24 protein-coding genes are annotated in these 14617 nt (G+C 38.8%); 23 read left to right on the forward strand and 1 reads right to left on the reverse strand.

The features are described from left to right. The first annotated feature begins 52 nt into the window (after window positions 1–52). From GLIP_RS17380 to GLIP_RS17410, 6 genes are all read left to right on the forward strand, one after another. Entirely contained in the window at window positions 53–400 is a 348-nt protein-coding gene (locus GLIP_RS17380) for a type II toxin-antitoxin system RelE/ParE family toxin (RefSeq protein ID WP_008845991.1), read from the forward strand. Continuing rightward, a complete protein-coding gene (locus GLIP_RS17385; protein ID WP_008845992.1) occupies window positions 393–677 on the forward strand; it encodes a helix-turn-helix domain-containing protein in 285 nt (94 codons plus the stop codon). Before GLIP_RS17380 ends, GLIP_RS17385 begins: the two co-directional genes overlap by 8 nt. A 191-nt stretch (window positions 678–868) precedes the next feature. Continuing rightward, the gene (locus tag GLIP_RS17390) at window positions 869–1294 is read left to right on the forward strand and encodes a DUF4177 domain-containing protein (protein WP_008845993.1); all 426 of its coding nucleotides are present in this window, start codon (window positions 869–871) and stop codon (window positions 1292–1294) included. Window positions 1295–2316: 1022 nt separating this feature from the next. Further along, window positions 2317–2514 carry a hypothetical protein gene (locus GLIP_RS17400; protein ID WP_040523456.1) on the forward strand — a complete coding sequence of 66 codons (198 nt, stop codon included), beginning with the start codon at window positions 2317–2319 and terminating at the stop codon, window positions 2512–2514. Window positions 2515–2933: 419 nt separating this feature from the next. Beyond that, window positions 2934–3158, forward strand: a complete 225-nt coding sequence (locus GLIP_RS17405; RefSeq protein WP_052155006.1) for a hypothetical protein — start codon at window positions 2934–2936, stop codon at window positions 3156–3158. A 69-nt stretch (window positions 3159–3227) separates the two neighbouring features. Continuing rightward, window positions 3228–3632, forward strand: coding sequence for a GFA family protein (locus tag GLIP_RS17410; protein ID WP_008845997.1), 405 nt, complete (start codon window positions 3228–3230; stop codon window positions 3630–3632). Between the two features lie 359 nt (window positions 3633–3991). Here GLIP_RS17410 and GLIP_RS17415 read toward each other — a convergent pair whose 3' ends face one another. Beyond that, complete coding sequence (locus GLIP_RS17415) at window positions 3992–4483, reverse strand: DUF2938 domain-containing protein (RefSeq protein ID WP_008845999.1); 492 nt, start codon at window positions 4481–4483, stop codon at window positions 3992–3994. 77 nt (window positions 4484–4560) lie between these two features. Between GLIP_RS17415 and GLIP_RS17420 the strand changes: the two genes are divergently transcribed. The 17 genes from GLIP_RS17420 (at window position 4561) to GLIP_RS21975 (ending at window position 14609) form a co-directional block, all read left to right on the forward strand. Further along, on the forward strand, window positions 4561–5019 hold the full coding sequence (locus tag GLIP_RS17420; RefSeq protein WP_008846000.1) for a helix-turn-helix domain-containing protein: 459 nt from the start codon (window positions 4561–4563) through the stop codon (window positions 5017–5019). A 33-nt stretch (window positions 5020–5052) separates the two neighbouring features. Continuing rightward, window positions 5053–5838 carry a DUF2071 domain-containing protein gene (locus tag GLIP_RS17425; RefSeq protein WP_008846001.1) on the forward strand — a complete coding sequence of 262 codons (786 nt, stop codon included), beginning with the start codon at window positions 5053–5055 and terminating at the stop codon, window positions 5836–5838. Between the two features lie 68 nt (window positions 5839–5906). Further along, on the forward strand, window positions 5907–6323 hold the full coding sequence (locus GLIP_RS17430) for a GNAT family N-acetyltransferase (RefSeq protein WP_008846002.1): 417 nt from the start codon (window positions 5907–5909) through the stop codon (window positions 6321–6323). A 77-nt stretch (window positions 6324–6400) separates the two neighbouring features. Further along, window positions 6401–6688 (forward strand): hypothetical protein, encoded by a 288-nt coding sequence (locus GLIP_RS17435; RefSeq protein ID WP_008846003.1) that lies wholly within the window; start codon window positions 6401–6403, stop codon window positions 6686–6688. Between the two features lie 85 nt (window positions 6689–6773). Next, window positions 6774–7403 (forward strand): hypothetical protein, encoded by a 630-nt coding sequence (locus GLIP_RS17440; RefSeq protein WP_008846004.1) that lies wholly within the window; start codon window positions 6774–6776, stop codon window positions 7401–7403. A gap of 147 nt (window positions 7404–7550) precedes the next feature. Continuing rightward, window positions 7551–7994 carry a hypothetical protein gene (locus GLIP_RS17445; protein ID WP_008846005.1) on the forward strand — a complete coding sequence of 148 codons (444 nt, stop codon included), beginning with the start codon at window positions 7551–7553 and terminating at the stop codon, window positions 7992–7994. 298 nt (window positions 7995–8292) lie between these two features. Further along, window positions 8293–8724: a hypothetical protein gene (locus GLIP_RS17450; protein WP_008846006.1), complete on the forward strand. Its 432-nt coding sequence runs from the start codon at window positions 8293–8295 to the stop codon at window positions 8722–8724. Between the two features lie 165 nt (window positions 8725–8889). Beyond that, window positions 8890–9690 carry an alpha/beta hydrolase gene (locus GLIP_RS17455; RefSeq protein ID WP_008846007.1) on the forward strand — a complete coding sequence of 267 codons (801 nt, stop codon included), beginning with the start codon at window positions 8890–8892 and terminating at the stop codon, window positions 9688–9690. A gap of 96 nt (window positions 9691–9786) precedes the next feature. Next, window positions 9787–10293, forward strand: coding sequence for a GNAT family N-acetyltransferase (locus GLIP_RS17460; protein ID WP_008846008.1), 507 nt, complete (start codon window positions 9787–9789; stop codon window positions 10291–10293). A 62-nt stretch (window positions 10294–10355) separates the two neighbouring features. Continuing rightward, window positions 10356–10835 carry a cold shock domain-containing protein gene (locus tag GLIP_RS17465; RefSeq protein WP_008846009.1) on the forward strand — a complete coding sequence of 160 codons (480 nt, stop codon included), beginning with the start codon at window positions 10356–10358 and terminating at the stop codon, window positions 10833–10835. Window positions 10836–10896: 61 nt separating this feature from the next. After that, on the forward strand, window positions 10897–11364 hold the full coding sequence (locus GLIP_RS17470) for a hypothetical protein (RefSeq protein ID WP_008846010.1): 468 nt from the start codon (window positions 10897–10899) through the stop codon (window positions 11362–11364). Window positions 11365–11545: 181 nt separating this feature from the next. Beyond that, window positions 11546–11812 carry a hypothetical protein gene (locus tag GLIP_RS17475; protein ID WP_008846011.1) on the forward strand — a complete coding sequence of 89 codons (267 nt, stop codon included), beginning with the start codon at window positions 11546–11548 and terminating at the stop codon, window positions 11810–11812. Between the two features lie 115 nt (window positions 11813–11927). Further along, a complete protein-coding gene (locus tag GLIP_RS17480) occupies window positions 11928–12311 on the forward strand; it encodes a hypothetical protein (RefSeq protein ID WP_008846012.1) in 384 nt (127 codons plus the stop codon). A gap of 17 nt (window positions 12312–12328) precedes the next feature. Further along, complete coding sequence (locus tag GLIP_RS17485; protein ID WP_008846013.1) at window positions 12329–12721, forward strand: hypothetical protein; 393 nt, start codon at window positions 12329–12331, stop codon at window positions 12719–12721. A 381-nt stretch (window positions 12722–13102) separates the two neighbouring features. Beyond that, the gene (locus GLIP_RS17490) at window positions 13103–13507 is read left to right on the forward strand and encodes a GFA family protein (protein WP_008846014.1); all 405 of its coding nucleotides are present in this window, start codon (window positions 13103–13105) and stop codon (window positions 13505–13507) included. 310 nt (window positions 13508–13817) lie between these two features. Continuing rightward, window positions 13818–14306, forward strand: a complete 489-nt coding sequence (locus GLIP_RS17495) for a helix-turn-helix domain-containing protein (RefSeq protein WP_008846016.1) — start codon at window positions 13818–13820, stop codon at window positions 14304–14306. Window positions 14307–14432: 126 nt separating this feature from the next. Continuing rightward, window positions 14433–14609, forward strand: a complete 177-nt coding sequence (locus tag GLIP_RS21975; RefSeq protein WP_008846017.1) for a hypothetical protein — start codon at window positions 14433–14435, stop codon at window positions 14607–14609. Window positions 14610–14617 lie beyond the last annotated feature (8 nt).

Consider the following 14617-nt stretch of genomic DNA (forward strand, 5'->3'; position numbering starts at 1 on the left):
GCCATTCAATTATCTCTTTGATTTAAGTAATCCATTGGATTATACTCGGTAGATGCAAAATGCTATCGCCGAACTACCAGAGTACATAAAACGTGCTGATTCTCTTTTAACTGAATCAGAACGCAAGGATGTTATCGATTACTTATCAGAGCACCCCAAAGCCGGGACTCTAATGGAAGGTACTGGTGGTATTCGGAAATTGCGTTGGAGTAAAGGTAATAAGGGGAAGAGTGGTGGTGTTCGGGTAATTTACTACTATCATGATGAACGAATTCCGCTTTATTTATTAACGATGTTTGGGAAAAATGAACAGGCTAATTTGACGAAAGCCGATAGAAACTCACTTTCGAAACTTGTCAAAATATTGGTAGTAAAAGCTTTGGAGAAACATAATGACTAGTGCATTTGAAAGTATTGCTCAAGGTCTAAAAGAAGCAATAGATCTTAACGATGGTAAAAAGGTAGCAGCTAGAATTCATAGAGCCCCAGAAGTTAATGTGGCGGAAATACGACAAAATCTTGGGCTAACTCAAATGGAGTTTGCTTCTAAATTTTGTATTAGCGTTTCAACTCTACGTCACTGGGAAAGGGGTGATCGCAATCCACATGGCCCAGCACTTGCTTTGCTCAATGTTGTTGCAAAAGAACCTCAAGCGGTCATGCGAGCACTTGGCTAACAAAAACATGAAGACGGATTTTGTGGAAGAGCGCCACAAAACCGCTTATGTAAGGTGTTAGAACCCTGCGTTGTTGCAAGCTGTCGTAAAATGTCGTAAAACTTTCGTATTCATGTCGTAGTAAATACGTAAATCTTTCCGTTGTTTTTGAGCATCCTAAGAACGCCTCATTCAACGGTCCAAAGGAATCTATGAAAATAAACGCAGAACTTGTTCTAGAACTCAGAACGCAAAAGTGTTGGTCGCAAGAAGAACTAGCTATGGCTTCAGGTTTAAATCTGAGAACCATTCAGCGCATAGAAAAAGAGGCAACCGCTTCATTGCAATCAAAGAAGGCTTTGGCTTCTGCTTTAGATGTAGGTTTCAGTGACTTGGATTACAAGGAATTACCAGCTATGAAAAAATACGAATTTAAAACTGTGGAAATCGAAACAAACGAAGGGTTTCTTACGGGACTCAAAAAATCAAAGCTACCGGATTTGCCGTCAATACTTAATCAGGAAGGCAAAGAAGGTTGGATGCTTGTTCAAATATTAGCGCCAGAAATTGCACAGGCTGCATGGACAGCAAAAACTGGAAAACTTGTGGCTTTGTTACAGAGGGAGTTTCAGGATTAAGAGTTTTAACAAAACGCTAAACTCGTTCCCTTCGGTCACTGGGACAGTAACGCAGCGGCGCTTCGCGATTATACCGCTACGTTACTGCCCGTTAGCTACACGAAGGAAGATTACAAATTAAAAGGAAATATTCAGCAGAGCTAGGGAGTCCCTTTCTTAAGGAAAGAAATTGGTTTGCTCTTAATAAGCCAATGTTTCAAACTCTGATAAAAAGACTTGCGACAAGAGAGAGTAATCTAAGGCAAAGCCGAAACGCCTCGTTTAATCGTTATCGCTGGAAACGGTTATCAGCTGTTAAGCTATACCAGCAACGTTTTGGCTCAGTACCCGAATTATTTACAAAGAGAACGCTGCCAAATCTCAATTCATACTACGTCAATAATGGTGTTTATGTTTGGCCTTCAAATTCATAGGTCATTTTGGGCTGTGTCACTAACAAATAACTATTGTCGCTCACTGCGTTCGCTGGGACAAAAACACGTAGGCTCCCGTCGCTTCGCTCCTTATTTTAGCCTATGTATTTGTGCCCCAAAGCTGGGGCTTTATATGCCAATAGAATATGACATTTTTTGAATTTTCCGTTTTTTAATTCCAACCTCTTGCCTAGTGTTCGTCTACCTGTTTTGGGTTCGTGCTAAGGAAAGGCCACGTTATTTTGCTGCTCTTTGGTTGGTGTTTCTATGCTTACTATTTATCTTGGGTTGGCATACTTGGGAAGCAGATCATGAAATTAGCCAATTTGGCAGTGCTTTATTGGTAAGTGCTAGTATTTGGTTAAATGGTATCCTCATGGTTACTACGGTAAAAACTAGCAAGCTAAGATTTTGGGTAATTCCATTATCTGGGTTGCTAGCCGTTTTATCGGTATATTTTTGTTTTTACCTTTTAGCCATCACCAATCAAAAATGGGGGCTTTAATGGCACATAACAAAAACATCATAGTGGGAATTTTACTCGCTGAAATAGCGCTCTTAAAATCTCCCTATGTTAAGTGTTATATGCAAAATTTTGGAAACTGAGAAATGAACAATTATGAGAAAGCGGCGATTAGGGAAGCTAGGCGTCTGGTAGAGGTACTTGATGATATACATGCGGACGGGTTTATGAGTGGAGATAAATCATTTGTCGAATTGGCTGCAGCTGAGTTGTTGGCCGCCGCTGACGATAGCTTACTATCAAAAGGCTTACGTCAAGCATTGATTAAAGAGTTAATTAAATAATTATCTCGATATACATCATGGATCTATTGCATATAACAAGGCGCTCAAGTTCACTCGCAAGCTCGTCGGACACCCAACACTCTACGGCATCTCGGGCATGCCTTAGGCATTATTGCCCGAGCTTCCACTACTTGCCGGGTGCGCTTAGCTTGGCGTTAGGTATTTTAGAGGTTATCTTGAGCAGTGGTGATAATTTTAACTAGAAATATTGGTGCATCTTTTAACAGGGGATTCTTATGAGTAGCTCAGTGATTGGTGGAGTAGTTGTAGTAATAATAGTCCTAATAGTTGTTATTGCAGCTTCAAAACGTAATAAATAGGAAAACCTATAGGTTTTCATTGAGCTTGGATGCAAATCTAAGAATGCAGATGAATTAAAAAAATATGAAGGGTATTTGTTAACTCAAAAAGAATGGGAAATGGATCGTTTTAATACTTTATTAAAAGTCACCCCACCACTACCACCGTGGATCGCATATCCTGATATTGAGCCATCTGATATGTTTTTTAGAATGGGTGACGGTGAAAGCTTAATTACTGATATACATATCTATTTAAAATATACTTCTGAAAACGAAAGGCATCAGTATTTAAATAAATATAAGGAACCAACAGATTGGGTTGGGTTATATCCAAAAACCTAAGAATTATTATGCGGTTCTTAGGGGCCGCATCATTTAACTGTTATGTTTCAAAAGGGTTGTTAATTAGCTATGAGAAATATAAAAGGAAGTTGCATTTGTGGCTCAGCTAAATATGAAGTTACTGGTTCAGTTAAAAAAGTCGTAAATTGTCATTGCACGTTGTGCCGAAAAATGAATGGTTCTGCCTTTTCAACGTACGCTATTGTTCTAAATACCGACTTCAAACTATTAAATGGATATCTCACCTCACATCAAGTGTCTCTTAATGCCAGTAAGCATTTTTGCGGTTCGTGCGGCACCCCGATATTCAATACCAATCCTAAACTCGAAGGGCTAGTAATTTTACATTTTGGTTCATTGGATTCTGCATTAGAGTTAACTCCAGATATCAATATATACTGCGATTCAAAGTTAAATTGGGTTCACAATGTTGCTGATTTTTTGAGCTTGCCACAAGGTGTTCCGAGCAATTGAAACATAACAACACAATAAACATACCCGCAAGCGGGCTGGGTCAGTAACACAGGGGCGGCTTCGATATTCTCGCCACCGTGTTATTGCATGTAATTGCGAAGTTAGGGCTACAAAGGAGTCAAGATGCGGAGCAAATTGCTGGCTTTTCAAATGAAGTGCAAGAGTATCTAAAGAAAAATGATTGATCTACCTGACCGGCCGAACAATCAAACGTTGGTGACACAGACACGTAGGCTGCTTTGCAGTTTATCCCACGCTTTTGCGCCTCATATTAAAAAGTTAGATCTAGACTCATCTATGTAGAGCTTTGCAATAAACTCGCCTTCTGATTCTTTTCTATCCATTATTGAGTACAGGATTTATATAGAATAAATAAATTTTACTGCCACAGCTGATAGAAAAAGGCCAAAGCCAAATACTGCATGATTAATAATGCTTTGTAGCCTCACAGAGTTTGGGTTGGGCGTTCGCGATGCAGCAATACCTGCTCCCATTCCTGGTTGCAATATAAAAAAAGGAGCGACAACTGTGGCAATACCCACCGCGAGTGCGGGACCAATCGAAGGATTAAGGGTCCATTTTTGTCCGCAGATGATTATCAATAGCGCTGCGTAAGCTATACCGATCAAATAATGTGCTGCCCATCCAATGAATTGCTCGCCGCGAATAGGGTCAGATTTTGCGATAGCGATATGGCGAAATTTCCCATATCCCATATAAGCTATCCAGCGCCCAACCAGCGCCCAATTAGTTGGCGGAATGTTAAGTAAGTATTTCCTTAACAAAGACCACAAGTCCATCACTGCGGTTGCGCCAATTCCGATTAATATTACAAAAATAATGTTGTCCACGACTACTCCGTTGCTGGTTTTGATTTCAACTCAATGTTAGTGTACAACTTCAAGTCAACTTTAAGTCAAGAGGTGTTATGGATATTTCTCAGGTTGCGAAGCAGTCTGGTGTCCCTGCTTCAACTCTGCGCTTTTATGAGGAAAAAGGATTAATCAGCTCTGTAGGAAGGCAAGGTATACGTCGCGTTTTTGCAGCAAGTGTTATGGAGCGCCTAGAATTAATTGCATTGGGCCGGGTAGCTGGGTTTTCGTTGGAAGAAATTGCGAGCATATTAGGATCTGAAGAAAACCCCAACATTGATAGGGATTTATTGCAGCAAAAAGCCTGTGAACTGGATAATACTATTCAAAAGTTAGTGGCAATGCGTGATGGTCTTCAACACGCAGCTGCTTGTAAAGCGCCTAGTCATTTGGAATGCCCAAGGTTTCGGCGACTAATGAAGCTAGCTGTAAGTGGCGCGATTAAAGGTGAAGCTTCAAATAAACTAGTAAAAAAACACAGTTCTAATAAAGCGTTGCAGCCGACAAATCGCTGAACGCGGCGTTATATTTCTAAGGAAAGATCGGTTGTGGATTCTCTTAAATTTAAAGATTACCTGAGCGAAAGACCAATACCAAAAGGTATTGATGTTCTGTGTAAATTACAGCACTTTGCAATTATTACCTATGCAGTCCCGCCAGAACGTTTCAATGGTTTATTTCCAGACAGATTCAAATTAGACACAGTACAAATCGATGGTAAAGACAAAGCACTAATATCAGTAGTCCCATTTATAGACGTTGATTTTACTTCTGCTGTATATCCTTTCCCCAAATTTACAATGGGGCAAACTAACTACAGGATTTACATCATTGATACTGAAACGAATGAACGTTGTGTCTGGTTCCTTGGTACAACATTAGATTCTTGGACCCTTGCTATTCCTCACTTTGCTTGGAAGTTACCTTGGTACAGAGGTAAAGTAACCTTTAACTGCGATTTTGATTCCTCTAAAAATATTTATCATCGATATCATATGATAACCGTAGCGGATTGGGCTCCGGCTGAGGTTGAGTTAAAACAAATTGAAGATAAAAAAATAAGTCTAGAAGGGTTTCCTGATACTGAAACGGGGCTGGTGTATCTGACACACCCTTTAGCTGGGTTTTACCACCGTCGTGATAATAAGCTAGGTACTTATCGAGTATGGCACAAAGCGTTGAATGTAACTCCCGCACAACTTCAGTACGCGAAGTTTGGCCTTTTAAGTCGCTTGGGGTTAGTAACTGAGAAAGAACAGCAAGTTCCACATAGTGTGCTAGTTGAGCCAATCAATGAATTTACTATTTATTTACCACCTAAAGTGCTGAAATAGAGTTATAAAAAAATAATATATAGTTCTTAAGGTCCGTATTATTTAACTGTTAGCTGTAAAAGGAAGTTATGAGCATCGAATATAAAATTAATCACCCAATAACTGCGGATCAATTCATATCACTGTTGGCTGATTCGACATTGGGTGAGCGCCGACCAATTCAAGATCGGGATTGTATGATGGGTATGATCTCGAATAGCAATCTGACGGTTAGCGCCTGGGACTCCGAAAAGCTGGTGGGTATTTCCCGCTGTATGACAGATTTTCATTATGCGTGCTATCTGTCAGATTTGGCTGTATCTGAAAAATATCAAAAACTGGGTATTGGTAAGCGTTTACAAATTCTCACCCAAGATCAGCTTGGGCCACGCTGCAAACTAATTCTTATTGCAGCACCGGCAGCTAATTCATATTATGAGCAAATTGGTTTTTCAAATAATCCGCGCTGCTGGGTACTTGAGCGCGATGCAAGTATTCACAGCTAACAAGGCCGTTAAATTCGCTCCCTACTGTCGCCAGTTGCGCGCAAACTCGCGTCGTTATGTTTACAAGGATTGTTAATGTGTCATATAAGTTTAAACATTATGCTCAGCCAGTTAGCAGCAGCCTAAAGAGCAACTATGAGGCGGTATTTATCGAGTTTGCTATCGGGTTAATTTGCGCAAGTTTTGCGTACTATACTTATGATGAAGCATTAGTTTTATTTTTATCAACAGCACTTATTGCAGGTGTTTGTTTTCTTCTAACAATTCACAACTTTGTTCTCATAGTTAAGCAGTTCAAGATAGACAAGAAATTAAAAAGGTTGGATGAAAGAGAAAAGAGAGAAAGTAATTTTAAAGGTGAGTAACTTCAACGAAAAAATTAATCTGATCTCAATTGGTAGTGCTCGTCTCAGCAGTTTATTTAAGTGTTAGGCCTACAGGAGAATTTCGTTGAAATCTCATTATTTGATACTTATTTTTATAATCTTTGTTAGTGGATGTTCATCAGTCCCGAGTGTAAAACTGGAAAAAGAAAATTTCGATCTGTTACAAACTATAAAGCTTGAGGCCAGCCCAAACGACAACTCCATGCTAACAGCTATAAGTACGGTTGAAATTCAATGGACTGGTGTCAGTTATTACTTCTCTGCAACTGGTAGTGACGGCCTGGGAGTAAGAGAACTTGCGTTAAAATTTATGGAAGAACACCAAATAAGCCTAAATGAGATAGTACAAAATCAATTCATTGAAAAAGTACATGCTGATAACCTAAATATTAGCTTCGATAGCAATTCTGAAAATAAGCTAGTTATTACACTAAACGTAGTCGTTTTAGGTATGGTTCATGGTTTTTCTGACGAGTTTAATTCTCGCTTTAATATCGCTGCACAGCTATTCGATAGCTCAGGTAAAATCATCTGGTCTTATAATGCGATACCTATTTCTCCTGTTGCTCCTGGATATTCTATAAAGCTAAAGGACTTGTTCTCATCTAAGGAATCAATGGTTAAATTTTTAAGTGCAGCTTCAGAACCCATTGTTCAAAAGCTGTATGATGATTTCAAGAGAGACCTCGTGTAGGTTTAAACAAAAATGATATGCTGGGAATTTCTATAATAGGGATATTAATTATGTTAATTAGTGCAAGTAACACAATGCTCCGCGCTAATTTTAGTCAACAAATTTAAGTCGCTTATCAGGGCCGTTAAGCACAAAAAGGCATTCAATATGAAATGGATATTTTGGACTCTATTACTACTTTCTTTTATTTTGATAAATGAGATAACAGTACAATGGCTATTAGCGATTAACATTGGTGGGTACGAGGCGCATCCCGGTTTTGAACGTGCCATACAAAATTTCACCTTAGATAGTTTTTTGTTTTCATCTTCCTTCAGATTGATCCCTTATTCAGTGCTTAGTGCTATAGCCCTCTTTTCAAATTTAAAAAACTCGACTGCCGGAAAAATTGCGCTTTCCTGTTCTCTTGCAGCAATCTCTGCTTTCCATTTCTGGGGTTATTGGAGTATGCAGCATTCTCTTTTTACATCAGAACACACAACTTCAACTGCTGGGCTCGATATTTTATTTATCCCAATTTACGCTGTTTGGATTAGTACCATAGCCGGAGGATTAGCTTATGGTTCAACTAAAATTATGAAGTTGAGCTGATCATTAAAATGAAGATGGTTTTGTTACTCAATTTAATAATCTCTCTTAGCTCTCAAGCGACTAGCTATAAAGAATTTGGAGAAAATGGAGGTACTAAAGAAAGGGCTCTAGAAAAATTGGGTAAGCCTAATATCGAGAGAGAATTTGCCGCAGTGCTCGTGCAAAACAATCACAAGCTCTGAGGTAACTTAGTTGGGTGTTATTAGCCTATAGGATTTTGAATTTGCTCTTCAATCGGTTCAGTTCAAAAAAGCCCAATGTATACCTAGGGTCATTAGCTGTAGTAAATGGCAGTAAGGTGTCTAAAGTTGAATCCCTCTTATCCATAACGGGTAATTCGCTACAAGACCATACGTGCGAAAAACTCGAAGAAATTTTTTGCTTTCACAGTATTTCATGCATAACCGATCCTAAAAAATCAGATGTTGGCTTGGATGTAGTTACTGTTCATGGTGATGACGCCTTAGCTGTTAACGTTGGTGCTACTAGCATCCCTATATTTTGGCGTCCAAAAATCAAATTGGTGTCGCGCTTATATAACATCAAACACAACAAAACTATTAAAACGTTTAGCGTTTCTAAGTATGTGACGTGGTGTGAGTTTGCAATAAAACTGTTTAGTCTTCGAGGCATGTTTCGCTGGGGGCCACTCTATAATAATAAACATATGGACACCCTGCTTTATCATGTTTGCATTGATTTAATCGATAAAATGCGTAAGTCTATTTAAATAACGGTTTGTAACAAAAAAATAAAGTTCGCCCTGTCAACGGCGAGCTAGGACGCGAGCATGTGGGTTGACTCGCTTCACTCGTCTTTTAAATCATATATCTGCGCCCCTCATTTAAAAGTTAACTTGTCACTGACACGATCATTTTGAAAAGGAACCTTGGAATTGAAAACTGCACTATTAATTTTACTCGTTGCTCTATCCAATTATTGCCAAGCATCGGACTCGCCAATTAGACACATACTTACTTCTACGATTTTGTCAGAAAACCAAGAAATTACTGTTTACCTTCCAGATACTTATAATTCAGAAAAATCTAAACATTACCCTGTTTTATACATTTTAGATGGAGAAATTAATGGCGATCTTGCTGCTAGTATGTTCCGTCGCATGCATCTTTCAGAAGGTTCTAATGAACATATTGTTATTGCAATACATAGTAGCGATCGTCTCAGAGATTATGCTCCAACAATAAACAACGATCCAAGAGGTCCTGTTGGAAAAGGTGGTGGTGGGGATAAATTCCTAGACTATTTGGAAGCCGAACTTATACCTGACGTTGATAAACAGTTCCGTACACTTAATGAAAGAGTGTTTGCAGGTCATTCTATTGCGGGTCTTTTGGTTCTACATAGTTTTCATTCTCGACCTCACTTGTTTCAGGCTCATTTAGCTTTTAGTCCTGCTGTATGGTGGAGTGAACGGGAAACTCTTAAAGCAACTCAGAAATATGTCCTTTCAGATAAAGATATTAATAACTATCTGTACTTGAATATTGGTAGCGAAGGTGGAGAAATGCGCGTTGTTTACGATTCTTTAGTACAAACCATTTCAAAAAATCGTACCTTAGACCTTTCTTTGCGAACCGATGAGTTTGATTATGAAGGGCATGGTTTAACCCTCGCGGCAGGTTTGTACAATGCTTTTAAGGGGTTGTACAAATATCAACAGAGTAAAGGTTTATAACAAACAAATAGCGTTGTTCGTTTAGCCTCTAGGCATTAATTTACAATAATCACATGCATCGCAAATTCAAACGTTAGCCCTTTAGGAGATATCCGAGTGAGTATTCGTATCCGAAAAGAACATCAAAGCGATGTCGAAAGTATCTATGCGGTTACGGTTGCCGCTTTTCTTGAGGCACCACATACCGATCATACGGAGCAGTTTATTGTTAATGCGCTGCGAGAATCAGGAGCATTGTCGATTTCTCTTGTTGCTGAAGAAGAAGGCAATGTCGTTGGTCATGTAGCTCTTTCTCATGTAACTATTTCTGACGGCACAGACAATTGGTATGGTTTGGGACCAATCTCCGTGCTTCCTAATAATCAGAATAAAGGTATTGGCTCGAAGCTTGTGAATGCAGCTATTCAAGAGCTAATGAATATAAAAGCTAAAGGTTGTGTGTTACTCGGAGACCCAAACTACTATCACCGCTTCGGCTTCAAGCCTAGAGAAGGATTAGTACTCAAGGATGTACCGCCGGAATATTTTCAAGCCTTGTTATTACAAGGAGATTTACCTCAAGGGATAGTTACTTATAATGAATCTTTTTCCGCAAAGGATTAACAAATTAACTTGGCAAAACACTGGTTGAGGCGTTAAGTTGATAATCGAACATAGGATGTGTAATGCAAGGAAATATAGTTCGTTGGAATGATGACAGAGGATTCGGTTTCATTTCCTCCAAAGAAGTAAAAGGTGATGTTTTCGCACATATTTCTCAGTTTAAGAAAGGCTATCGCAGACCAAAAGTTGGTGACGCGGTGTTATTTGAGGTAGTAATTGAGAACGGGAAGCAGAATGCCAAATTAATTTCGCTAATTGGTGTTAATCCTAAGCCTCGAGATAAGCCATCATTAGGTTCAAAGTTGGTTAGTCTTTTGTTTACATTGATCATTGGTTTTGCAATTTACTCTTTTGTTGTAAAGCCTAGATTATTTCCAGCGTATGAAAATATGGGGTTTAGTTGCGAAGGTAAAACGCATTGCAGCCAAATGACATCTTGCAACGAAGCGAAATACTATCTAGCTAATTGCCCAAACGTTCTGATTGATGGTGACCATGATGGCGAGCCTTGTGAAAGACAGTTTTGTAATAACAGTTGGTAAATCAATTTATCAGGTCTCTCCCTATTTCTGGTGGTGTAGAGGGGTAGGATTTTAGGAAAATATGAAGTTGATTCCTTACGAAAAATTTGAAATCAATTCAGACTTATCTTCTGTTGAAGTGGCACAACGAATTGAAAACTGTACTGGTAAAAAGAAATTCTTCAATTTTAGCCATACCCATGAGTTTAGTGGTCATGTTAATGAAAATGCGTTTGAGATCACGAAAAATATTTCGTATCGAAATTCTTTTCTGCCGGTGATAGTAGGAAAAATTAAGCAAACAGATTTAGGCACAAAGATAACAATTACAATGCGTCTTCACCCTATCGTAATTTGCTTTATGCTTATCTGGTTTACAGGTGTAGGTATTGGTTGTATTGCGTTTTTTTCAATTATGGACGAGTTCTCATTGCCTATGCTAATACCGTTTGGAATGCTAATTTTCGGTATTGCATTGGTATCAGGTGGCTTCGGCATTGAAGCAGCAAAGCAAAAAAAAAGACTTATCGAATTGTTGTCAAAACACTAAAAAACTATGCTAATGGGACGACTTTGAGTTGGCATCGTCACTTTTCTTATGATTTTAGCCAGCTTAAAAGTCGCTGACTTATAAATTGATCAGATTGCTTGCCAAATGTTACGCTCGTGTTGGTTGCAAGCATAAAAGCTGCGTTTTAACGGAAGTATTAAATTTTTAAAGGGAACTTTAATTGATTATAAAATTGGTAATTTTATTAGCTGCTTTAAAACTACATGATCTGAAAAACGATCCGATACCACCAACTGTTTTGTATGTTGTCGCATTCGTGATTGCAGCATTAATATCAGGCGCTAACCTAATTCATGTGCTCGTTTTGGGCGTCATTACATTTTGTGTCACCTTGGTTTATTTTGCATTGCTGTCTAAATTTCCTGATGGATTGAAATATTATTTAATTATGGTGTTTGGCGGAGCGTTTTTAATTTTAGTCATTTAAAAACGAAATCAATTAAACCGAGCTGATTTTAATTTGCGGCCTTCGTTTGGGCCTCTCATCGAAAGGTAGCGTGTTTTTCGGTTTATTCGTGTCGTGAAGTGCAAAAGGTGTAATTTTGAAACTGACAAAGCTTTTAATTCTGTTCATTTCGGTATTTTTGGCTGCATGTACTACCGGACAACTTTTTTATGTTGATTCTCAAGGTAAAAAGCATCTTGGTTGTGACGTCGAATTTGTTGGCTTACCTAGTGTTGATAAATTTGCAGTGGAGTACGCATTAAGTCTATGCGCTAAGAGCTTTGTCAAAAAAGGCTATCAAATCAACGAAACCTATCTTCTAGATATCGATACCAGCATTCCAGATGCGCCATGTGGCATGATGTGGTCGCATGAACTTGCCAAACAAATGTACAGCAGTGGTGAGCTGTCAAAAAAAGAGTATGGTTATATCGTAGCTCATATAGATTTGGGTCTGGCAGTTACAAACGAATGCACCTAATAAACTAAACATAAATTATGAAAATCTTTCTTTATTTGCTTGTTTTAGTCGTTTCTTTTGGGCCATCAGCGCTTTTATTCATTCTTGGCGTGATTTTCAGTCCCGTTTGGGTCTATAGCCTTATTGAAAGTGGTTTTTTTACTTTAATTCCACTTCTGTTGGTCATTGCTGGAGGGTTTGGCTTTTGGGGGATGCTTGCTCTTAATAATTTAACACTGCATCCTCATCGCACCGACACGTCCCCGAAACGGCTGGTGATTTACTTATCACTCGGAATTTTGAGCTCCTGTGTTGTTACTGGTTTTGCTGTTTACTTGGACTGGAAGCTAGCAATCGTCATGTTTCTGCCGATTCCTGTAACTGGGTACTTGACCTTCCGAAACCGCACATATTTTTGTAATCTAGCTTAAAGTGAATCCTATTGTGCGGTGTTTAAGAGCAAATTTTTTCATTATCAGTAGTCATTCAGCATGAAGCGAAATAAAAATGCGTATCCTTATTTAAATATAGATCGCTTGAGGTATATATATAAATGCGTCAATTGTGGCGTTTACGTTAAAAAAGGAACTAAGGATTGCTACAACTGTAATCACAACTTTTCAGCCCAAGACGTTGATATTATGATTCGTTATTACAAAACAAATTATGCGAAGAATTGGCATCACAAAATATACTTTGTACTTTTTATGTTGTTTGTTTTTGCACTACTCTATTTAGCGAATACATGATCAACAAAATTAGTATCTTAGGAATAAAAAGTAGTAGGTGTAATCGGAAGTAAGGAGGCTATCATGACAGAAAAACATCAAGGTTCATGTTTATGTGGAAGTGTGAAGTTTGAGCTTTCAGGTGACTTCCAGTCGTTCTTCTTGTGTCATTGTACTCGTTGTCAAAAGGATACCGGCTCGGCGCATGCTGCAAATTTGTTTGCTAGAGGTAGCACTCTGACTTGGTTGCAGGGTGAAAGTGACGTTAACACCTATAACTACCCCAACTCATTGCATGCAAAAAGTTTTTGTCAAAAATGCGGCTCTGCACTTCCAACACGCGCTGAAAGTATCGATAGTATAGTGGTTCCAGCAGGCAGCCTTGATAGCTCAGTTCCAATGACGCCTACGGCCAAAATCTTTGTTGGTAGTTGCGCTAGTTGGTCTATGAATTTAAGTAATATTCCCAGCTACGATAAGCTGCCGTGACAAACCAAAGTTTAAATAGTTAACTTCTAGAAGCGTCCATTCAGGTTTGCCTCTTCTACCGTCTAAATTGGTCATGCATTTATCGCCAGTGTACTTGGAAAAGGAGTTAACCAAAGCCGCAGCAATCGGCTTGACTCTAAGTGCATTAATTCTATGGCTAAGCTCCTACTCTAGCCCCACCCCGACGGCAAAGATTGTCGTATTGATGTCGGGTTAATGTCGGCAACCTGTCTTGCAATTGTCAGGATTGTTTCAAATAATTGTGATTACTATGGCCTTCCCTTGTGAAACTATAATGTAAGGTCAACTGATGAGTAATGATGTGAAACTGAACAACGCTAAAATTCAAAAACTAAGAGCTATTCAATGTTGGAGCCAAGAAGAACTGGCATCCGCTAGCGGGTTAAGTGCAAGAACGATTCAACGGGTCGAAAAAAGCGGCACCGCATCCCTAGAGACGACAAAAGCGTTAGCGTCTGTTTTTGGTGTTACTCCTGATGAATTGCAAACGTCGAATAAATTAGAAAATGTCACTTTCAACTTTATATGCAAATATGCTTGGGTTATTGCTTTTGCTGTCTCAAGTGTTTGCTTTGGATTGTGGATAGTTGATATTCTCATACCGACATTAAAAGGCGCAGACTTCAATCAACAATATGAAATAAATGGTAATTTTAGGTATCTAGATTTCGGTGGTCTCAGTTTTTTCATTGGCTTTTTATTGTTAAGTTTAAATATCTTCATAGAGTATTTAAACAGTAAAAGGTTGCTTAAAGGCTCTATTGGCAGCGGTCACTGAAACAAGTTAAGTTTCGAAATTTTAATGCTATACAGTAAGCAATAAGTCTTTTCGCATTTGGTTTCGATATGCTGAACATTTTAGTAGACTGGTGTTCACGTTTTATTTTACTGACGGAGTCTGCTTGTGGATTTTGAAGAGATTGAAATTGATGGCCAGATGATCACGGTTTCTTTGCCGGTGAGTGATTTTCGACGTGATGAAAATTGCGTGCGTTACCAAGATGCTACCGGAGGTTCTGAAGCCATTTTTAGTTCTGCCGAATTGGCCAAACAATTTGCCGATTTTTTAACTGAATTGTGATTAATCTA

It is taken from the genome of Aliiglaciecola lipolytica E3 (assembly GCF_000314975.1).
Taxonomy (GTDB): Bacteria; Pseudomonadota; Gammaproteobacteria; order Enterobacterales; family Alteromonadaceae; genus Aliiglaciecola; species Aliiglaciecola lipolytica.